This window comes from Pseudomonas sp. 22082, from assembly GCF_052046055.1.
In the GTDB taxonomy this organism is placed as follows: Bacteria; Pseudomonadota; Gammaproteobacteria; order Pseudomonadales; family Pseudomonadaceae; genus Aquipseudomonas; species Aquipseudomonas pharyngis.
The window spans coordinates 13,950-35,117 of the sequence record NZ_JBQEQB010000021.1 but is presented as its reverse complement, the minus strand read 5'-3'; the positions used below and the strand labels follow the sequence as shown (position 1 = coordinate 35,117).

The 21,168-nt window shown below is 58.9% G+C and carries 18 protein-coding genes; 10 read left to right on the top strand and 8 right to left on the bottom strand.

The window, feature by feature from the left end:
* The first annotated feature begins 128 nt into the window (after positions 1-128).
* Positions 129-647 carry a DUF4946 domain-containing protein gene (locus ACTJK9_RS22350; protein WP_039768724.1) on the top strand — a complete coding sequence of 173 codons (519 nt, stop codon included), beginning with the start codon at positions 129-131 and terminating at the stop codon, positions 645-647.
* A 206-nt stretch (positions 648-853) separates the two neighbouring features.
* On the opposite strand, the gene ACTJK9_RS22345 is transcribed toward ACTJK9_RS22350, so the two are convergent.
* The 3 genes from ACTJK9_RS22345 to ACTJK9_RS22335 form a co-directional block, all read right to left on the bottom strand.
* Entirely contained in the window at positions 854-1,219 is a 366-nt protein-coding gene (locus ACTJK9_RS22345) for a histone-like nucleoid-structuring protein, MvaT/MvaU family (RefSeq protein WP_011334329.1), read from the bottom strand.
* 234 nt (positions 1,220-1,453) lie between these two features.
* Positions 1,454-2,989, bottom strand: a complete 1,536-nt coding sequence (locus ACTJK9_RS22340; protein ID WP_440816292.1) for an EAL domain-containing protein — start codon at positions 2,987-2,989, stop codon at positions 1,454-1,456.
* A 106-nt stretch (positions 2,990-3,095) separates the two neighbouring features.
* Entirely contained in the window at positions 3,096-3,968 is an 873-nt protein-coding gene (locus ACTJK9_RS22335) for a LysR family transcriptional regulator (protein WP_085610412.1), read from the bottom strand.
* A 77-nt stretch (positions 3,969-4,045) separates the two neighbouring features.
* On the opposite strand from ACTJK9_RS22335, the gene ACTJK9_RS22330 reads away from it, so the two are divergent.
* Together ACTJK9_RS22330 and hppD are read left to right on the top strand one after the other, a co-directional pair.
* Positions 4,046-4,993 carry a DMT family transporter gene (locus tag ACTJK9_RS22330; RefSeq protein WP_085610411.1) on the top strand — a complete coding sequence of 316 codons (948 nt, stop codon included), beginning with the start codon at positions 4,046-4,048 and terminating at the stop codon, positions 4,991-4,993.
* A 246-nt stretch (positions 4,994-5,239) separates the two neighbouring features.
* Positions 5,240-6,316 carry a 4-hydroxyphenylpyruvate dioxygenase gene (hppD, locus tag ACTJK9_RS22325; RefSeq protein ID WP_007958955.1) on the top strand — a complete coding sequence of 359 codons (1,077 nt, stop codon included), beginning with the start codon at positions 5,240-5,242 and terminating at the stop codon, positions 6,314-6,316.
* Positions 6,317-6,379: 63 nt separating this feature from the next.
* On the opposite strand, the gene rarD is transcribed toward hppD, so the two are convergent.
* From rarD to ACTJK9_RS22305, 4 genes are all read right to left on the bottom strand, one after another.
* The gene (gene rarD, locus ACTJK9_RS22320) at positions 6,380-7,261 is read right to left on the bottom strand and encodes an EamA family transporter RarD (RefSeq protein WP_440816288.1); all 882 of its coding nucleotides are present in this window, start codon (positions 7,259-7,261) and stop codon (positions 6,380-6,382) included.
* A 168-nt stretch (positions 7,262-7,429) separates the two neighbouring features.
* Positions 7,430-9,547, bottom strand: a complete 2,118-nt coding sequence (locus tag ACTJK9_RS22315; protein ID WP_440816285.1) for an acyltransferase family protein — start codon at positions 9,545-9,547, stop codon at positions 7,430-7,432.
* A gap of 106 nt (positions 9,548-9,653) precedes the next feature.
* The gene (locus ACTJK9_RS22310) at positions 9,654-10,667 is read right to left on the bottom strand and encodes an aldo/keto reductase (protein ID WP_440816283.1); all 1,014 of its coding nucleotides are present in this window, start codon (positions 10,665-10,667) and stop codon (positions 9,654-9,656) included.
* Positions 10,668-10,736: 69 nt separating this feature from the next.
* On the bottom strand, positions 10,737-11,636 hold the full coding sequence (locus ACTJK9_RS22305; protein WP_440816280.1) for a LysR family transcriptional regulator: 900 nt from the start codon (positions 11,634-11,636) through the stop codon (positions 10,737-10,739).
* Between the two features lie 97 nt (positions 11,637-11,733).
* Between ACTJK9_RS22305 and ACTJK9_RS22300 the strand changes: the two genes are divergently transcribed.
* The 3 genes from ACTJK9_RS22300 to ACTJK9_RS22290 all read left to right on the top strand — a co-directional run bounded on the left by ACTJK9_RS22300 (position 11,734) and on the right by ACTJK9_RS22290 (position 14,054).
* Positions 11,734-12,096 (top strand): hypothetical protein, encoded by a 363-nt coding sequence (locus ACTJK9_RS22300; RefSeq protein ID WP_085610406.1) that lies wholly within the window; start codon positions 11,734-11,736, stop codon positions 12,094-12,096.
* 545 nt (positions 12,097-12,641) lie between these two features.
* Positions 12,642-13,013, top strand: coding sequence for a DUF6124 family protein (locus ACTJK9_RS22295; RefSeq protein WP_440816276.1), 372 nt, complete (start codon positions 12,642-12,644; stop codon positions 13,011-13,013).
* A 171-nt stretch (positions 13,014-13,184) separates the two neighbouring features.
* The gene (locus tag ACTJK9_RS22290; protein ID WP_440816274.1) at positions 13,185-14,054 is read left to right on the top strand and encodes a hypothetical protein; all 870 of its coding nucleotides are present in this window, start codon (positions 13,185-13,187) and stop codon (positions 14,052-14,054) included.
* Positions 14,055-14,163: 109 nt separating this feature from the next.
* On the opposite strand, the gene ACTJK9_RS22285 is transcribed toward ACTJK9_RS22290, so the two are convergent.
* Positions 14,164-15,474, bottom strand: coding sequence for an MFS transporter (locus ACTJK9_RS22285; RefSeq protein WP_440816272.1), 1,311 nt, complete (start codon positions 15,472-15,474; stop codon positions 14,164-14,166).
* A 171-nt stretch (positions 15,475-15,645) separates the two neighbouring features.
* Here ACTJK9_RS22285 and ACTJK9_RS22280 point away from each other — a divergent pair, with 171 nt between their 5' ends.
* From ACTJK9_RS22280 to ACTJK9_RS22265, 4 genes are all read left to right on the top strand, one after another.
* Entirely contained in the window at positions 15,646-16,770 is a 1,125-nt protein-coding gene (locus ACTJK9_RS22280; protein WP_039768706.1) for a sugar diacid recognition domain-containing protein, read from the top strand.
* 91 nt (positions 16,771-16,861) lie between these two features.
* Entirely contained in the window at positions 16,862-18,001 is a 1,140-nt protein-coding gene (locus ACTJK9_RS22275) for a glycerate kinase (protein ID WP_440816270.1), read from the top strand.
* Between the two features lie 222 nt (positions 18,002-18,223).
* Positions 18,224-19,849 (top strand): methyl-accepting chemotaxis protein, encoded by a 1,626-nt coding sequence (locus ACTJK9_RS22270; protein WP_064596901.1) that lies wholly within the window; start codon positions 18,224-18,226, stop codon positions 19,847-19,849.
* A 41-nt stretch (positions 19,850-19,890) separates the two neighbouring features.
* Positions 19,891-21,078, top strand: a complete 1,188-nt coding sequence (locus ACTJK9_RS22265; protein ID WP_085610400.1) for a pyridoxal phosphate-dependent aminotransferase — start codon at positions 19,891-19,893, stop codon at positions 21,076-21,078.
* Positions 21,079-21,168 lie beyond the last annotated feature (90 nt).

Below are 21,168 nucleotides of genomic sequence, written 5' to 3'. Positions count from 1 at the left end.
AAATTGGGGCGAGTGAATGGGCGCAATGATACGCATGCCAGGCAGCATCGCCAAACCGAAAGCGCGGGCTTGCCCTGCGAGCGGGCGGGCCTCAGACTTTACGGCTCAATCCGCGAGTGCCTCTGGTAATGATCCGACCTTTCAAATCGCTGTTCGTTTTCCTGGGTTTTTCCCTGCTTGCTCTGCCGGCCTTTGCCGAGGCGCCGAGCATCACCTGGCCCGCCGGCTGGGAGGTCGAGGCGCTGCCCGAAACCTCCCCTGAAGTCTCCCGTCAGCGGGCAGTGAAGACTGACGCCGATGGCAATCAGGTGATGGTGATGGAGTTGACGATGACCCGCGTGGAAAGTGGTCATCAGGTCAACTTGCAGGGCGTGTTGCTGGAGATGCGCAAGTCGGTGCAAAAAGACTTTTTCCAGAGCGGTTATCAGAGTGTCTGCAACAGGGTTCATCCGAGTACGCTGGGTTCGCTCACAGCGCTTGAGACCACTTGTACGGTGACTGAAAACGGCCGTCATGTTTTGTCGCAAACATTGGTTGCAGCGGTCGAGGCGGATAAAGCGTACGTACTTTCGTATGCCGGGCAGGCGGAGGTTTATAAGGCCAGCGGCGACGACATAGTGGCTGCGCGAAACAGCTTGAAATTTTAGTCGTCTGTTCGTGGCCAGCGTGGTGTTAGATACCTGAATTGATTAAACATAAAGTTAATCTTGGGTACTGGGGGCAACATTCCGAAGCATAGTTTCAGTACCGGAGCGGTTTGAGAATCAACTTCCCCGCCAGAAAAATCGTTTCATTTGTTAAATATTGTCCAAAAAAAGCCCTGCATATGCAGGGCTTTCATGTTTGCGAGAGATTAACCGCGCAACCAGGAATCAACGGTGGCTGCACCGTATTGTTCCTTCCAGGCTTTCAGGCCACGGTGGTTGCCACCCTTGGTCTCGATCAGCTCGCCGGTGTGCGGGTTCTGATAGACCTTGACCACGCGAGCTCGGCGGGTTTTAGGTGCGGCGGTCGATTGCAGACCGGATTTCGCCGGGTTCGGATCGAGAATGGCGATGATGTCTTTCAGGCCTTTGCCGTAGGTTTTCATCAGCCCCTGGAGCTTTTCTTCGAATTCGATTTCTTTCTTGAGCCCGGCATCGTTCTTCAGCGATTCCAGCTGCTTGAGCTGTTCCTGAAGGGCCTTTTCAGCTGCACGAAATTCAGCGAGTCTGGACAATATCTTTACTCCAATAGTGTGTTTGGCTGATACCAACCGCAAACAAAGCTATAAGCCAAGAGCCTTGAAGCGACTCGGTGATAATGGCTCACCTGCCCATCTTGCAACAGGTAAGAAAAATTGTAGTAGTTAATGTGGCAAGAGTAAATCCTGACTTTTTCTTCATGTAACAACAACGTTGTTTTGTATCAATTTGGTGCGGGCTGTCGGCGTGGCAGGATTTATTCAGACAAGTTAATGATGAGTTAATGCTTCGATGAAGTCGGCCGCTGGCATGGGCTTGCCGAAAAGGTAGCCCTGCAGAAAGTTGACATGGTGGGCGGCCAGATAATCACATTGGGCTTGCGTTTCCACTCCTTCGGCCACGATGCCCAGATCCAGCTTGGTGGAGAGCTCGATGATGGTGTCCAGAATGTGCCGGGAAAGGGCATCTTTATCGATCATGGCCACGAATGTCTGGTCGATCTTGAGGAAGTCGACATTGAAGGTTCTCAAGTAGCCAAGGCTTGAATGGCCGGTGCCAAAGTCGTCAATCGCGATCTTCACCCCCATCGCACGCAACTCTGCGAACAGTCGTTGGGTGATGTCGGACGGTTCGATCAGCTCGCGTTCGGTCAGCTCCAGGACCAGGCTGATGCTGCCAGGCTGGAACGCTGACAAAAATTCACGGCAATCCTCTACCAGTTCCAGATCGTGGCAGTGGCTGGCGGTGATGTTGATGCCGATGTGGAAAGGGGCTTCGAAGGTCGGTGACAGCGGCCCCAGAATGAAAGCGGTCTGCTGCATCAAGGCGCGGGTCATTGGCACGATCAGCCCGGAGTGTTCGGCAAAGGGTATGAACAGGTCCGGACGCACCAGTCCTTCCTTGGGATGATTCCAGCGCATCAGCACTTCCGTGCCCGACCACCGTTTGCTGTCGCCGTGCACCACCGGTTGAAAGTAGGGAATGAATTCTCCTGCCTCCAGCGCTCGCTGCATTTCATGACTGGGCGACGTGGAGCGTTTTTGAACGATGTAGCCGATCGCTCCCGATACCGCGCCGAAAAACATCAGCAGACTGAACAGCGGCGGGTATTCATCTTTCATGTAGCGCCAGGTTTCGCCTTCCGGAAACGCGGCGCTGACCGAAAATGCATAGTGCGACGAGTGCAAGGTACTTTGCGCCACCGGCAACGCCGGCAGGGCGCCTTGATGCACTTTGCCGTCGGCGGAGAGCCAGTTGTTGCCGACTTGCAGCAACAACAACGTGTGCCGGCCGATCAGGCGCAGGATGTTGCTCAGGTGGTAGCCGTCCAGCGTGGTCAGCGCGCCACCGCGCCCTTCGCTCAGGCGATACACCAGCAGCGCGGTATTGGGTGTCACCGGGTTGCCGTTCATGAGCCACAGCTTGCCTTCGGCGTAATCGCCCGGATTCACGGCTTCCTTGAAGTCGCCGAACAGCGAACTGCAATAGAGATTGTCGTCCCACACCAGATTGGTCGAGCGCACGAACGGGCGACGGGTGACTTGTTCGCGCAAGGCCAGTTTGACGGTTTCGCAAGTCTGGCCGGCCAAAGGCAACAGTTCGCGGGCGGCCTGGGCAGTGTTGTCGAGCATCAGTTCGAACTGGCGCAAGGCTTCATCGGCGGTGTGTTGTGAGCTCTGCTGGAGGGCGCGTTCAGCCTGCATATAGAGAATGACGCTGCCGAGTACGATCGGCAGCAGGCCACACAGTAATGTCACGATAATCCGGGTGCTGCGCTTGCGGCGAGGCCTGACGGTCAGTGGCATGGGCGCATCCTGTCGCGATGGAGTGGGGCTCTTGATTGCAGGCGAAGCGTGCGCGCAAAGCCCAAGGTCTGAGCCCATGATAGATGGCCAATGACAGCTGCGCCGCTCAACGATAATCCAGCCGAGTTGCCAGCTGAATGAATGCCAGCGTGGCGGGCGATGCCTGGCGCTGATCCAGCACCGCCAGACCGACTTGCCGGGTGACGGCGGGAGACAGCGGTCGCTTGACATAGCGCGGGTCGGGATCGAAAGGCAACGAGCCTTCCGCCACCACGGTCATCGCATCGCCCCGGCCAACGGTGTCGAGGGTGCTGAGCAGCTGCGAGCAGCGGAAGCGGATGTTCGGGCTCAACCGGGCGGCATTGAACAGGCGTGAAACCAGTTCCGATGAGCCGGCCTCGGTCAGCACGAACGGATCGTTGCATAAGTCTTTCAGCGTCACTGATTCGTGCGCCGCCAACGGGTGACCGAGCGGGAGCAGGGCAACCATCTGATCTTCAATCAAGGCGAACGTGTCGAAGCGTTCCTCGGGCAGCACCACAAAACCAATATCGATCCGCCGCTCTTCCAGCCACTGAATGATCTGCCGATCGGGGCCTTCATCGATGTGCACTTCGATCCCGGGATGCGCCTCGCGATACTGCTGAAGAATCCGCGGCAACAACTTGACCGAGGACGTCGGCCCGAACGAGCCGATGCGCAACGTTCCGCGTTTCATGCCACGCGCATCCGCCGCCTCCTGACGCAAGGTGTTGGCAAGCCCGAGCATCGCCCGGGCCCGCAACAGCAGTTGCTCGCCGATATCGCTCAGTTCCACTTGGGACTGGTGACGGCGCAGCAGTTCGACGCCCAGTTCCTGTTCCAGCGATTTCAAGGCGTGGGACACCGCTGATTGGGAAATTCCCAGACGATGGGCGGCGAGGGTGAAACCGCGCAGCTCGGCCACCAGCGAGAAGATTTCGAGTTGGGTCAGGGTCATGAGTAAAGACTCATTTTACGATGATGAGAAATTAATCGAATGATACGTCATCCGTCACTCTCATCGTTGGGAGCGTTATGAGTTGTCATGAACCTGATCGTCCGGCCACTTCGGACATGCCCGTCTACCTGAACCTGGCCCTGGTCACCATGATCTGGGGCGGAACGTGGGTTGCCGGGCGATTTCTGGCCGGCAGCCTGAGCCCGGTGTTTGCCGCCAGCCTTCGGTTTCTGCTGGCCAGCGTGGCGTTGCTCGGGTTCCTGCGGCTGGCGCGGATTGCGATGGTGCGGCCCACGCCCCGGCAATGGCTGCAACTGATGCTGCTGGGGTTCTTCGGGATCTTCTTCTACAACCTGTGCTTCTTTTACGGGTTGCAATACATCAACGCTTCCCGGGCTTCGTTGATCGTGGCTCTGAATCCGGCGGTGATCGGTCTGGCATCGTGGCTGCTGTTCAAGGAGCGGCTGAGCCGGCTGAAGGTCATCGGCATCGCGATCTGTATCGGCGGGGCAGGAGTGGTGATCGTCAGTCGCACCCCGCAGTTGTTGAGCGCAACGCCGGACGCGTGGATTGGCGATCTGCTGATTCTCGGCTGCGTTTTGAGCTGGGGCGTTTATTCGCTGTTCTCCCGCAGTCTCAACCAGAGCATCGGTCCGGTGCAGACCGTGACCCTTTCGATAATGCTGGGCACTCTGATGTTGTGGATGCTCGCCCTGAGCCGGGGCGAAGTTGACGTTGCAGCGCTGGCCGCTCTTGGCACACGCCAATGGCTGAGCCTGGCCTATCTGGGCGTACTCGGTTCGGCGCTGGCCTACATCGGTTACTACGATGGCATCCGTAAAATCGGCGCCACGCGCACCGGCGTGTTCATTGCGCTCAATCCGCTGACCGCCGTGCTCGCCGGTGCAATCCTGTTGGGTGAACAGCTGACGCTGTCCATGTGCCTGGGCGGCGCGCTGATTCTGGCGGGCATCTGGCTGTGCAACAAACCCCTTGCACCGGGCCGAAAAAAGCGGATTTTATAGAGAGGGCAGACAACCCTATTTACGCTGTGTAGAATCGGGTTACGCATACAATAATAATCGTCTTCTGGCAGCAGAAGCCTCGCCCGCAAGAGCCTTGGGTCGACAATGAAGATATTCGGGTTTCAACTGATCTACGGTGACTTCCTCGCCCGCAGTGTGCGTGGCATCTCCTGTGCGCCACCCACCGGTCTCAGCATTACTGACAAATAACTCTGGTTAATTGATAAGAATGATGAGGCGCCAACCATGGCAGATTTATACGAAAACCCAATGGGCCTGATGGGCTTCGAGTTCATCGAGTTCGCATCGCCGACCCCTGGCACCCTGGAGCCGATCTTCGAGATCATGGGCTTCACCAAGGTCGCGACCCACCGCTCCAAGAACGTGCACCTGTATCGCCAGGGCGCGATCAACCTGATCCTCAACAACGAACCCCACAGCGTTGCTTCGTACTTCGCGGCCGAGCACGGCCCGTCGGTTTGCGGCATGGCGTTCCGGGTCAAGGATTCGCAGAAGGCTTACAACCGCGCACTGGAACTCGGCGCCCAGCCGATCCACATCGAAACCGGCCCGATGGAGCTGAACCTGCCGGCGATCAAAGGCATTGGCGGCGCGCCGCTGTACCTGATCGACCGTTTCGGCGAAGGCAGCTCGATCTATGACATCGACTTCGTATTCCTTGAAGGCGTTGACCGCAACCCGGTCGGTGCCGGCCTGAAGATCATCGATCACCTGACTCACAACGTGTATCGCGGTCGCATGGCCTACTGGGCGAACTTCTACGAGAAGCTGTTCAACTTCCGCGAAATCCGCTACTTCGACATCAAGGGCGAATACACCGGCCTGACCTCGAAAGCGATGACCGCGCCGGACGGCATGATCCGCATCCCGCTCAACGAAGAGTCGTCGAAGGGGGCCGGGCAGATCGAAGAGTTCCTGATGCAGTTCAACGGCGAAGGCATCCAGCACGTGGCGTTCCTCACTGATGACCTGGTCAAGACCTGGGATCAGTTGAAGAAGATCGGCATGCGCTTCATGACCGCGCCGCCGGACACCTACTACGAAATGCTCGAAGGTCGTCTGCCGAACCACGGCGAGCCTGTCGATCAGCTGCAATCGCGCGGCATCCTGCTCGACGGCGCGTCGGACAAGGAAGACAAGCGTCTGCTGCTGCAGATCTTCTCGGAAACCCTGATGGGCCCGGTGTTCTTCGAATTCATCCAGCGCAAGGGCGACGATGGTTTTGGTGAGGGCAACTTCAAGGCACTGTTCGAATCGATCGAGCGTGACCAGGTGCGTCGTGGCGTGCTTGCCACCGAGTAATCCGCATCAGATGTAAAAAAGCCCGGCCTGCAGAAATGCAGGCCGGGCTTTTTATTGCGCGTCTTATGGGCGCCGTTGGCGCATCAGGTGCTTGAACCCTTCAAACACCAGCACCACCACCGCGAGCCAGATCGGGATGTAGGTCAGCCATTCACCGGGCTTGATGCTCTCGCCGAGCAGCAGCGCCACTCCGAGCAGCAACACCGGCTCAACGTAGCTCAACAAACCAAACAGACTGAACGGCATCAAGCGGCTGGCAATGATGTACACCACCAGCGCCGACGCACTGATCAGACCGAGCAGCGGAATCAGCCACGTCAGCGCCGGGTACTGATCGAACACGCCGAAACCCTGTTCACCGCCGCGCACAAACCAGTACGCCACCGGCAGCATCAGGGTCATGTCGAGCCACAAGCCGCCGAGGTTGTCCGACTTCAGGTATTTGCGCAGCACAAAATACAGCGGGTAACCGACGACCACGACCAGCGTCGCCCAGGAAAACCCGCCAACCTGATACAACTCGTTCAACACGCCGAGGCTGGCAAAGAACACCGCGACCTTTTGCAAATACGACAGGCTTTCGCCATAAGCGATGCGCCCGGTCAGCACCATGGCCAGCGGCAACAGGAAGTAGCCCAGCGACACATCGAGGCTGTAGCCATTGAGCGGCGCCCACATGAACAGCCACAACTGCACACCCAACAACGCGGACGAGAGGAACAGGCCTGCGATCAATTTGGGCAGCGCAGGAACCCGGCGCAGCAGTTCCAGCACTCGCCGCCATTCGCCGGAAACCAGCATGAACACGGTCATGCAGGGCACGGTCAGCAGCATCCGCCAACCGAAGATTTCCACGCCGCTCAACGGGGTGAGCAGCGAGGTGTAGTAATACATGACGGCAAACAGCGTCGAGGCTGTTACCGAGAGAGCGATACCTTTAGACAAACTGTCCTCGCGGGGGTGATGGTCAAACGGGGAGCGAAGGATACGTGGTTTTTGTGCTGAATATTGGGCAGATGCTCAATATTTGCCACACATCAAACAGCCTGTAGACCTTCGCCTGCTCGCGAAGCGTTCAGCCTTGCTGCGGAGCCCGTCCGGAGGCACGAATCATCACTGCGCAACTTGCAAGGGATTGCCGAAGTTCATGAGGTACATCTCGCCAAACTTAAAAGAGGCGTAATCGGTGATGTGCCCTATGTCACGATAGACCGGAAAACCGTCGACCGTGTTCATGCACGCATCACCTGTGCATTGCACGGTTTTCGGGTCAATAACGATCAATCCGGGGTACTCAGTCTTCAGGTCATTAAAGAGTGTTTCCAGCGCTGGTTCTTTGCTGCCGGACCATGGCGTAGTAGCGCAGAGATTGCCTTGCTCGACACTGCCCATCAACCCACGCAATTTGACCTGGCGCAGCAGGCACGCGTTGATCCCAGATGGCATGGGCAGCGTGTTCTCCAGAAACACCGGGATAGCGCCTGATGCGACGATAATATCCAGAGCTTGCCGGATTGCTACGCCAAAGCGTTGTCGAGACAGTTCCAGGCTGTGAGGATCATCGCGTTTAGTGACGATGTCACCGTTCAGATAAGCCTCCCAGAACTGGCCCACAATCACATACTTGAAGTGCTTGTTCGCAATCATCTCGTAATAGCGTTGAGCGGCGTCGTGGCATTTTTGAAACAACGCGTTCTTGTATTTTTTCGCGTCGTACTGGTAGATCCCGGGCAAGGCCAGGCACGCCGGGTAAGCCTGTGCGAGTACAGCAAGATTGGCATCCCTGGCCAGCGTTTCAACAAAGCCCCAGTAGTGATTCGAAAACGAATCGCCCATCAGAAATATTTGTGGCGCCGCGTGATCGGCGCCCGATATACAGCCAGGATCGGCACCATCGCTGACACCAAGACATCCTTCCCGAGCAACTGGCACGGATGCTTTCAAATCGTTGAGCATGTTGCTGTAGCCCTGATTGAAGCGGCCCGGCCAGCCCTCGTGCCTGACACTGGCCGAGTGCAGCAGCGACAGGCCGATAGCGGGCAGAATCATCAGTACCACGAGCGTTTTGGCAAAACCAAATCGTGCCTTGCGGAACTTATTTTCGATCAGCACATACGAGAGCCAGGCCGTGACGAAAGTGCAAACGAAGTAAATGATTGTCATCGACGGGGTTAGCGCGATTCCCATGTAATTCATCACCGCCAGGATCGGCCAGTGCCATAGATACAAGGAGTACGAGAGCGTGCCGATAAACACCAAGGGTCTAAACGCGAGCAGCTTGGCGAAAATGCTTGCATCACCAATCCCCTGATACAGCAACGCTGCAGTGGCAAGACACACGGCAATGGCATGGTATTGCGGGAATCCCGGCAAGATATCGTCCCGGGTGGCGCAATAGATGATCGTGACCAGCGAAAGTGCACAGACCACAGAGGCGCTCAGGCGATTGAGCCGGAACTTGCCCGTACTGAAGATGACCGCACAAGAGCCGATCATCAATTCGAAAATCCGCGCAGCGAAGAAGTAGTAGTTTTTCTCAGGAGTGGCGTAAGACAGGTACAGCGCGAGCACCATTGCTGCCACGGTCAGGCCGAGCACCGCCGCTTTGAAAATAACGTTCGGCAGATAGCGGTTGAGCAGCCAGATGCCCAGGGGGAGTATCAGATACCACTGCCATTCGATGGCCAGAGACCAGGTGTGCAACAGCGGCAGGCTTGCTGCATCCGGTGTGGCGTAACCCGTGGTCACTTTGGAAAAGTACTGGTTGGAGATGATTAACGAGGTGTACTTTTCGCTTTTTAAAAAATCGACGTAATCATCGGGCAAGTACAGCAGCGTCGTGAGCATCAATGTGACGATCAATAATGCAATAACGGCCGGTTGCAGTCGCCAGATCCGGCGCGTGTAGAATCCCGAGAAAGTGAACGTACCGTTGTGCAGCGACTTCATGATGATAGCGGTGGTCAAATAACCCGAAATCACGAAGAAGATATCGACGCCGATGAAACCGGACGGGAAAAGCGCCATTCCGCCGTGGAAGATCAACACCAGTAGAACAGCGATGGCGCGAAGTCCGTCAATGTCGGCCCGGTACGCGAGGAAAGGGCGGCGATGGCCGAAAGTTGCGGGCTCTATAGCGCAAGTGAGGGGGCGCGGATCTTTATCGCCCGTTAATTTGAACAGCAGCCCGCGCAGTGGCTTTCTGAAGAGCTCGGCGGAGCGATTGGACATGTGCTGATCCCTGGCAAATTCCGAACGATCAATCAGCTTCCGTTTGATCGCGCTTGATTAAAAAAAACAGCCGATTGTATCGGCTGTTCAAGGTTCAGGGGAAATCCTACGCCTGATGGGGTTTGCGGCCTGAAACAAAATGGCTCACATCATTAAACCCCGGCGTAGACGCATGCCCCGGCGTCACCAGCGAGTCGATAAACGCCTCATCCTCGGCTGTAATCTTCACCGACTGCGCCTTGGTGTACGCATCCCACTGCTCCTCAGTGCGCGGCCCGACGATCGCCGATGTCACCGCGCCGTTGTTCAGCACCCAGGCAATCGCAAATTCAACAATCCCGACCCCACGCTCCTGGGTGTATTGCTGAATCTGCTGGGCAATGCGCAACGATTCCACCCGCCATTCGGTTTCCAGAATCCGCTTGTCCTGGCGTCCGGCACGGCTGTTGGCATCCGGGGTCACGTCCGGTGCGTACTTGCCGCTGAGCACGCCACGGGCCAGCGGGCTGTAAGGCACTACGCCGAGGCCGTAGCTCTGGGCGGCGGTAATCTGCTCGGTTTCGGCCTGGCGGTTGACGATGTTGTACAGCGGCTGGCTGATGATCGGGCGATCAACGCCGAGTTTTTCTGCCACGCGAATCACCTCGGCAATCCGCCAACCGCGATAGTTCGACAGGCCCCAATAACGGATCTTGCCCTGGCGAATCAGATCGCCTATGGCCGAGATCGTCACTTCCAGCGGGGTGTTGTGGTCCTCGCGATGCAGGTAATAGATGTCGAGGTAGTCGGTGCCGAGCCGGGTCAGGCTGGCCTCCAGACCATTGAAAATGTGCTTGCGGCTCAGACCGCTGCGGTTCGGCACGCCGTCCACCGGGCCGAAACCGACCTTTGTCGCCAGCACCCATTCATGCCGATGACGGGCAATGGCCTCGCCGACGATCTCTTCCGAGCGGCCATTGGTGTAAACATCGGCGGTGTCGATGAAATTGATGCCCTGATCCCAGGCCTTGTCGATGATGCGCAGCGAATCCTCTGCGCTGGTCTGCTCGCCGAACATCATCGTGCCAAGGGTGAGGGTGGACACCTGCAACCCCGAGTGACCCAGTGTGCGATAGCTCATGCCGAAATCCTTTTGTCGGTGGGAAAGCTTCCATCAAATACCAGAAGCGCCCGGCGCGGCAAAGTGAATTTATCGACGCAGTGCCTCGCAGCGCTGGCGCAAAAACGCCTGCAACACCTTGACCCGTTCCGAGACTTGCACGCGATGTGGGCACAACAGATTGAACGGCACGCTCTCGCCATGCCAGTCATCGAACAGTGTCAGCAGCCGCCCGGCGCGCACGTCTTCGGCGACGTCGAGCCAGGCCTTGTAGGCGATCCCATGCCCGGCGAGCGCCCAGCGGCGGGCGACTTCGCCGTCGTCGCTGAGGTAGTCACCGCGTACTTCGACCTCGACCGTTTCGTCCTCGCGATGGAAACGCCAAGTGTTGTAGGGCCGGCCATTGCGCAGATAGAGCAGGGCGCTGTGCTCGCTCAACTCGGTGGGATTTTGCGGCGTGCCGTGACGCTCCAGATATGCAGGGCTGGCGCAGGCCACGCGGCGATGCTCCTGCAGAATCGGCAACGCTACCATCGTCGAATCACTCGGCACGCCAAAGCGCAGCGCCACATCCACCGTCTCGCGAAACAGATCCGCATGCCGGTCGTTGAGTAGCAATTGCAGTTGAATGTGCGGGTGCTCGCGCTTGAAATCGTCCAGCCACGGCAGCAACACATTGCGCCCGAAGTCCGACGGCGCCGCCAGTTGCAGCACGCCGCTCAAGCCTTCGGTCTGCTGCTTGAGCGCCTGTTCGCCCTCGGCCAGGGTGGCCAGCGCCAGACGTACGCTTTCCAGATAACGCCGACCTTCCTCGGTCAGGCGCATGCTGCGGGTCGAGCGGGCGAACAGGCGAATGCCGAGGCGGGTTTCCAGACGTTTCAGCGCAATGCTGGCGGCGGCCGGCGTCAGCTCCAACGCCCGGGCGGCGGCGGAGATGCTGCCGGAGTCGGCGGTGCGGACGAAGATTTCCAGATCGAGGATTGAGCTCATTAGTAAAAATCCGTTGAAGATCCTTGGCGTTTTGCGGGATTTTTCCTGGATTGGCAAGCACGGATACTGGAGTCCTGAATAAGCGCAGGAGACAGACATGACGTGGACATTTGATCATCTTGCTTTCAACACTGGTGACGGGCAGGCGCTGCAGGACGCTTTTGGTGGGTTGTTGGGATTGACGCCGGGGCGCCGGCCGCCGTTTCCGTTTCCGGGGCGGTGGTTGTATCAGGAGGGGGACGCGTTGGTGCATGTGATTGAGCAGCCTTCGTTTGAGGACGCTGCTTTGAGCCACATCGCGTTTCGCACCGATGAAGACGCAGCGGTGGTTTTGAAGCGGGTGCAGGGCAGTGGGTTGCCGTATCAGGTGGCGCAGGTGCCGGAGGATGGGATCTGGCAGATTTTTGTGCAGATGCCGGGTGGGGTGGTTTTGGAGTTGGATGCGAAATCGGGGGCTTAGAATCAAGGGCTCCCTCACCCCAGCCCTCTCCCGGAGGGAGAGGGAGCCGACGGAGGTGTTCTCACAAGTTACGCCGACGTGAAATACCGAGTCGAACTCCGATTTTGATAAAACATACAAATCGGCTCCCTTTCCCCCTCGCCCCCTTGGGGGAGAGGGCTGGGGTGAGGGGGTAGGTTCTCAAGTACACCGCAGTGTTTAAGCCATGCGTTTAAAAGACACTTCCAGACACGCACCCAGGCTACACAACCTTGCGCCGTTGCCTACGACTGCGCCAGAATCCGCCGGCTTGTGCGCTCAAGGGCCGGGTTTTATCGTTGTCCCGTCGCTGAAAAGAACAGCGATCGGGTTTGGTAGCCCGGGTCTTTAAGTGCAGAGTGCTCCATTTTGTAGAGTCTTTTGTCTCTGTTTTATGGTGGTCATTCGCAGGGCACCTTCGGGTGCGCCGTTTCTCCTAAGGCCCGGTCTACCAACCTGCGTCTGGCCACCACCATCGTTTGGTAGCGAGAGTGGTGGCTCTATATAAGTGCCTTAGGAGTTTCACGATGATCAAACCAACACCCAACCCACCCGAAACCGACACCACCTCGCCTTACGAAACCCTCGACTCCAAGAAATTTCACGAAGCCGCCGAACGCGCGCTCGATCACTACCTCAATCCGTTCCACCCCAGAAAGCCGCTGCTCAAACCTAACACCCGCTACCTCATCGCCCCCGGCATCCCAAGCGAAGAACTGTTGGCCGACGCCTGCGAAACCCTGACCTCCGCCAAAACCATGGCCAGCGATTTCGCCGGGATGCTCGACGCGCCGCAGCGGCATGTGCTGCTGGGCATCGGGCAGCTGATCATGCTGGCGGAACTGGCGGTAAATCGGGTGCTGGATAATCTGGAGGTGGCGGCGGGTTCGGCTGTCTGATGCGTTGAAAAAGAAACGGCCTGCGGGCCGTTTTTCTATGTAGAAAAAAGGGTGAATCAATCATGACCGCTTGTCGCTACTGTCAAAGTTGACAGTAGCGGGGCGCTCGGCAATTGACGTTTGATGGCATAGCCCACGCTGACTGAACCCGACCAATGAAGGAGCGCCCCCATGAGTGCCCAAAATCCGTTCTCAACGGACTCCACGCCGTATTCCGACGGACTCCCGATCCCACCTGGCACCATTCCCCCCACCACTGAAGTCGGGTTCAGCGGAAGCGGGCCCGCGGGAGTTCCATTCCAGAATCCGTTCTTTACTTACTGCACGACGTATCCCGGCGGATCCCCGATCCCGCCTGGCACCAGTACCCCCTCTTCTGGAGTAGAGTTCGGCGGAAGCGGGCCGGCGGGTGTTCCATTTGTGATTACGGATAACGGCGTGATGGTGTCCAGTGGAGTGTTCAATCAAAGCGGTGCGCTTCTCCAGCAGTTGATGAACCTGTCTCAAGGGCCTCATCGCTTTGAACTGCGGGAAAATGCCAGTTTGCCGGCGACAGACATCTGGACTCTGACTGTTGCGCCCGTCGTACCCGTAAGAAATGAGGATTTTAACAATGTACCCATTGCCATCTATCCACAGTTGCTTACGACGCCTGGACTCAAGATAGCTGTAACTTCCGGGGCTCATGGCGTGGGGGTATATGCCGCGCCTGCCAATGAAGTTCCTTTGCTTCCAGGCAAGATCGATGGGAGGGCGGCTGTGTTACTGACAAACGGAGGTGCAACGGGCGTTTTCAGATGTGATTTATCAGTCCCGACGAACACAATCGCCTTCTATTACTCGCGAGTTTTGTTTTCAGGCGGATCGGTCGTCTTCTATGACCGTTTGCAAAATATGATTCAAACACTACCTCTTCAAGTGACAGGGCCGTATGACTCCCCAATAGCACATCCAATGGTTTTTAATGCTAGAGATATATCCCGATGTGACATTATTACTCCGCGCAACAACGCCATTGTTGTAGATAATTTCACATTCTAGGGCCGCGGGGATTCGGGGAGTTCTTGACTGTATTCCCCAAGAGCGCGGAACAGAACACCCGAAATCGAAAACGGCCCGAAGTGGGCCGTTTTTGTGTGTCTGCCAATAATCAGGCCCGCAACGTCCGCGTCATCCGCAACGCCAGCAAACTCCCGCCAACAATCACCCCTGCCAACAGATACAACGCCGCATCCGTCGACCCGGTGCTGTCCTTGACCCAACCCACAAGGTAAGGGCTCAAGAACCCGGCCATCTGCCCCATCGAGTTGATCAACGCCAACCCACCCGCTGCAGCGCCCGCGCTCAGCATGGCAGTCGGTACCGGCCAGAACATCGGCAGACCGGTCAGCGCGCCCATGGTCGCAATGGTCAGACCGAGAATCGCAATCGCCGGATTCGCCGCGAAGTTCACCGCGATCAGCAGGCCGACAGCGCCCATCAGCATCGGCACCACCAAATGCCAGCGACGTTCTTTGCGCAAGTCCGCCGAACGCCCGACAACCAGCATGAACACTGCGGCCAGCAAATAAGGAATCGCACTCAACCAGCCAATCACCAGGTTGTCGCTGAAGCCGAGGTTCTTGATGATCGACGGCAGCCAGAAGTTGATTGCGTACACGCCGCTCTGGATGCAGAAGTAGATCAGGCCGAAGGCCCAGATCGCCGGGTTCTTGAACACCGCAATCAGCGAATCGGAAGTGGTTTTCGGCTTGTTCGCCAAGTCTTCGGCCTGATCCGCTTCCAGCACCGAACGCTCGTAAGGGGTCAGCCATTTGGCCGCGGCGAAGTTATCGCTCAACAGGAAGTAGGCGAGTGCGCCGAGGACTACAGTCGGAATGCCTTGCAACAGGAACATCCACTGCCAGCCGGCGAGGCCACCTTGGCCGGCGGCGAAGTGATTGAGGATCCAGCCGGAAAACGGGCTGCCCAGCAGACCCGACACCGGGATCGCCGACATGAACAGCGCCATGATCCGGCCACGGCGGAACGTCGGGAACCACTGTGAGAGGTAGAGCACAACGCCAGGGAAGAACCCGGCTTCAGCGGCGCCAGTGAACAGGCGCAGGGTGTAGAACTCGGTCGGCGTGGTGACGAAAAGCAGGCAGGTTGACAGCGTGCCCCAGGTGATCATCATCAGCGCAATCCAGCGCCGTGGGCCGAATTTGGTCAGCGCCAGGTTGCTTGGTACGCCGCACAGCACGTAGCCGATGAAGAAGATACCGGCACCGAGGCCGTACACGGTTTCGCTGAATTTCAGCGCGTCGAGCATCTGCAGTTTGGCAAATCCAACGTTGACCCGGTCGAGGTAGTTGAACAGGTAGCAGATGAAGATGAAGGGGATCAAACGCAGGGTGATGCGTTTGTAGACGGCATTTTTATCGTCAACGATGGTCTGGGCGGCAGCGGCGCTCTGCGACATGGCGGCTCTCTCTTTATTATGATTTTTTGCGATGCAAAGGGTAACGTTGATCGCCCTGAGAGTCTCGGCCACCTTTGGCCGGATTGTCTTTGTGCCTGAGCACAGGGTTTGCCGTCAGACCCTGTGCGGGTGAACAACCGTCCTCGCCTGTTTTCAAGGATTCCAGCCCCTATGTTCGAACTCGATCACGACCTCGCCCAGGACATCGTCGACCGGGCCATGGCCATTTTGCCGTACAACGTCAACGTCATGGACAGCCAGGGGCTGATCCTCGGCAGTGGCGAGCCGGAGCGGATCAACACCCGCCACGAAGGCGCGCAACTAGTGCTGGCCAACGGGCGAGTGGTGGAGATTGACGCGCAGACGGCGGTGCATTTGAAAGGTGTGCAGCCGGGGATCAATCTGCCGCTGCTGCTCGATCAGCGGTTGATCGGGGTGCTCGGCATCACCGGCGAGCCGGAGCAGTTGCGCACTTACGCCGAACTGGTGCGCATGACCGCTGAAATGCTGGTCGGCCAGCGCAACCAGCAATCCGAGCAGCAATGGCGGCGGCAGCGTTGCGATGACTTGCTCGCGCTGCTGTTGAGTGAAGCGGGGGATTCGCCAAGGCTGGTCGACGAGGCCCAGCAACTCGGGCTCAAACCGCAACTGACACGAGTGCCTTATCTGTTCGAGTTGGGCCTGGAACACGGACCGGGGCAAACCGTCGAGGCGCTGAGTGCCTGGCTGATGTCGCGCTATCCCGACAGTTGGTGCGTGAGTTCGGCCAAGTCGTCACTGTTGTGGTGCCGGCCGGCGAGTCAGAACGTCGAGCATGATCGCCTGCTGGAAAAACTCGATGGTCTGGGCTGGAACATTCTGCGTATAGCGGTTGGCGGGCAGGCCGATGGGCTGGCCGGGTTGCGCCGTTGCTATCGGCGGGTCGGCGATCTGCTCGCCTATGGTCGCGAAGTGCTGCCGCGTTCACGGCTCCTGACTCTCAATCGCTACCGCTTGCCGGTGATGCTCTGGCGCCATCGCAACGACGATGCGCTGGATGAACTGCTCAAACCGTTGCGCAAAGTGATCGCCAAGGACAGCAACGGCCAGTTGCTCGCGACCCTGCGCAGTTGGTGCGATCACGACGGGCAGAGCCAGGCTTGCGCCGATGCCTTGGGTATCCACCGCAACAGCCTGCGTTACCGGATGGAGCGGATTGCCGAGTTGAGCGGGGTCGATCCGTTGAAGCTCGACGGGATGCTGGCGTTGTATCTGGGTGTGCAATTGCTGCCGCAGACCGACGATTTGTCGAAATGAACAATAAACGCCTGCACGACTTGTGCAGCGGACAGGCGTCAACCGGCAAGGCGACTGGCAGCATGAGGGGCATTGGAACTGGAGAAATCGCATGAAAATCGTCATCGCCCCCGATTCGTTCAAGGACAGCCTGAGTGCCCAAGGCGTTGCAGAGGCCATTGCGCTGGGCCTGGCGCAGGTCTGGCCACAGGCGACGCTGGTCAAGTGCCCGATGGCCGACGGTGGCGAAGGCACGGTGGAGTCGATTCTCGCCGCGTGTGAAGGCGAACTGCGCCGCACCCGAGTGCGTGGCCCGTTGGGCGCAGCGGTCGAAGCCGCATGGGGCTGGCTGCCGCACAACCACACCGCAATCATCGAAATGGCCGAAGCCAGCGGATTGCAACTGGTGCCGCCGGGGCAGCGTGACGCGTGCATCAGCAGCACGTTCGGCACCGGTGAACTGATCCGTGCGGCACTGGATGCTGGCGCACAACGCGTCATTCTGGCCATCGGCGGCAGCGCCACCAACGACGGCGGCGCCGGCGCGATGCAGGCGCTGGGCGTGAAGCTGCTGGATGCTCAAGGGCAATCGTTGGTACCGGGCGGTCTGGCGCTGGCGCAACTTGCAAAACTGGATCTCAGCGAACTCGACCCGCGTCTGGCGCAAGTGCGCTTCGATATTGCCGCCGACGTCAACAACCCGCTGTGCGGCCCTCACGGCGCCTCGGCGATTTTCGGCCCGCAGAAGGGCGCATCACCCGCACAAGTGCAGCAACTGGATCAGGCCCTCGGTCACTTCGCCGAACTCTGCGCGCAGGCGTTGAGCAAGGATGTCCGCGATGAACCGGGCAGCGGTGCCGCGGGTGGATTGGGCTTTGCCGCCAAGGCATTTCTCGGTGCACAGTTCCAGGCCGGTGTCGACGTGGTCGCCGAGCTGGTCGGACTGGCCGACGCTGTGAAGGGCGCGGATCTGGTGATTACCGGAGAAGGGCGCTTCGATGCCCAGACCTTGCGTGGCAAAACTCCGTTTGGCGTCGCGCGGATCGCCAAACAACACGGCGTACCGGTGATCGTCATTGCCGGTACGTTGGGCGAGGGCTATCAAGCGCTCTACGATCACGGCATCGACGCTGCATTCGCCGTCACCAGCGGCCCGATGACCCTCGAACAGGCCTGCGCTGAAGCTCCACGTCTATTGCGCGAACGCGCCACCGACATCGCTCGCGTCTGGCGCCTGGCATCCCCGACCTGACCTGTCAGTCATCATCTGAAACGACGGGTGTTTCAGCGCTGAAACACCCGCAGCGCCGTGAAAAATATTTCATCTTTCCCCGCAAACTTCCTCAAGCCTGGCCGATACAGAAATCAGGCGCACACAAGATTTTCCAAAACAGTGACGCCGGAACGAAGCCCGCCCACGGGCCCGTGATAACGGCATGGACGCTCGTAGTTTCAACTATCCGAGAGTCCTTCTATGTCCCTGCGTAATCTGAATATCGCGCCCCGTGCCTTCCTCGGTTTTGCCTTCATTGCCTTGTTGGTGATCGTGCTCGGCGTGTTCGCCGTCAATCGCATGTCGATCATCCGTCAGGCTTCCCTGGAGATGGACTCGACGCAGTTGCCAAGCGTCACCCAACTCGCGGTGGTGACGGAGAACGTGTTGCGCCTGCGGATTCTCTCGTTCCGCATTCTGGTCAACCGCGAACCGGCCGGTTTGCAGGAAGCCCAGACCCGCATCGGTGTGCTGGTGGACAAGGTGCGCGCTGCCCAGGCCAGTTACGCGGTACTGCCGGCCGGCCCGGAGGAACGCGCGTTATATCAGGAGTTTTCGACGACTCTCGACAACTACGTGCAGGCGCAGAACCAGATGATGGAGCTGTCGCGCCAGGACAAGCTCGACGAGATGCGCGCCCTGATCAACACGAAGATCAAGGACGGCACCGACAAGATGGGCGAACAACTCAACAAGCTGATCGCAATCAACGCCGCCGACGCGAAGACCGCTTCCACTCAGGCGGGTGAGTATTACAACAGTGCCATTACCGGCATCATCGCCGTGTCTGTAATTGCCGCGTTGTTGACCGTATTGCTGGCCTGGCTGCTGACCCGCAGCATCGTCACCCCGCTGAACCGCGCCGTCGCTGCCGCGCAAACCATCGCTGGCGGCAACCTGACCAAAGCCATCGAAATCGACGGCAAGGACGAACCGGCGCGCCTGCTTGAAGCGCTGGCGGCGATGCAGACCAACCTGCGCAAAACCATCGAACAGATCGCCGGCTCCGCCACGCAACTGGGCGCTGCTGCCGAAGAACTGAGCGCCGTGACCGAAGAAGCATCTCGTGGCTTGCAACAGCAGAACGACGAAATCGAACAGGCCGCCACCGCCGTCAACGAAATGACCGCTGCGGTGGAAGAGGTGGCACGCAACGCAGTATCGACCTCCGAAGCTTCGAACCAGTCGACCCACGCCGCCCGTGAAGGTCGCGATCAGGTGGTGAAAACCGTCGACGCGATCCAGACCATGACCCACGACGTGCAGAACACCGCGCAAATGATCGAAGGCCTGGCCGCTCAGGGCCGCGACATCGGCAAGGTGCTGGACGTGATCCGCGCCATCGCCGAACAGACCAACCTGCTGGCGCTCAACGCCGCCATCGAAGCGGCCCGTGCCGGTGAAGCCGGGCGCGGATTCGCGGTGGTAGCGGACGAAGTTCGCGCCCTGGCCCATCGCACTGCGCAATCGACCCAGGAAATCGAAAAAATGGTCGCCGGCATCCAGAACGGAACCGGTGAAGCGGTCGAGTCGATGCAGCAAAGCAACCAGCGCACCCAGACCACCCTGGAAATGGCCCGCGCCGCCGGTGTTGCACTGGAGCAGATCACCCAATCGATTCACCAGATCAACGAGCGCAACCTGGTGATCGCGAGCGCCTCGGAAGAGCAGGCGCAGGTGTCCCGCGAGGTCGACCGCAATCTGGTCAACATCCGCGATCTGGCCACCCAATCGGCCGCCGGCGCCAACCAGACCAGCGCCGCGACCCACGAACTGTCGCGCCTGGCGGTGGATTTGAACGCGATGGTGGCGCGCTTTGTGATTTGACCTAGGGTGAAGGCTGGAGACCGCGCAATCAGGAGACGTACATGCGCTATTCAGCCTTGACCCAACGAATCGCCGGGGAGGGAGCCGCGGCCTGGCGGATTCACGACCGAGCGCTGGAGCTGCGCGCCGAAGGGATTGATGTGTTGCTGCTGTCCGTGGGTGATCCGGATTTCGATACGCCGCTGCCGATCATCCACGGCGCCATCGACAGCCTGCTGGCGGGCGATACCCATTATTCCGACGTGCGCGGCCGGCTGGAGCTGCGCAAGCAGATCGCCGAGCGCCATCGGCGCAACAGCGGCCAGGACGTCGATGCCGAGCATGTGATCGTGTTGCCCGGCGCGCAATGCGCGGTGTATTCGGTGGCGCAATGTCTGCTGGATCCGGGCGATGAAGTGATCGTCGCCGAACCGATGTACGTGACCTACGAAGGCGTGTTCGGTGCCTGCGGCGCAACCGTGGTGCCGGTGCCGGTTCGTCCGGAGAATGGTTTTCGCGTCGACCCGGCGGATGTCGCGGCGCGGATCACTCCCAGGACACGAGCCATTTTGCTCAACAGTCCCAACAATCCTTCCGGTGCGAGCCTGTCGCTGCTGATCTGGCAAGAGCTGGCAGCGCTGTGCATCCGTCATGACTTGTGGCTGATCAGCGATGAGGTCTACAGCGAATTGTTATACGAAGGCGAGCACGTCAGCCCGGCGAGCCTGCCGGGCATGGCCGAGCGCACCGCGACCATCAACAGCCTGTCGAAATCCCATGCCATGACGGGGTGGCGGATCGGCTGGATGATCGGGCCCAAACCGTTGGCCGAGCATCTGGTGAATCTGTCGCTGAGCATGTTGTTCGGGTTGCCGGATTTTGTGCAGAAAGCGGCGCAGATAGCGCTGGAGAAAGATCTGCCGGAAGTGACGCAGATGCGCGAGGAATACCGCTTGCGTCGGGATCTGGTGTGCGAGCGGTTGCGTGGGTGTCCAGGGTTGTACCCGATCAAGCCGGATGGCGGGATGTTTGTAATGGTCGACGTGCGCCAGACCGGGCTCGGCGCGCAGGACTTTGCCGAGCGCCTGCTGGAGGGGTATGGGGTTTCGGTGCTGGCAGGGGAAGCGTTCGGGCCCAGTGCGGCGGGGCATATTCGCATCGGGCTGGTGGTGGATAGAGTGAAACTGGCGGATGCGTGTTCGCGGATTGCCTTTTGTGCTGCGCAGCTTCTGCAAGTGCGCAGTGCCTGAATTTTTTGCACCGACAGTACCGGCCCCTTCGCGGGCAAGTCGAATCGTCGCACCGCCGCTCCCACAGGTTTTGTGGCGTACACAGATTTT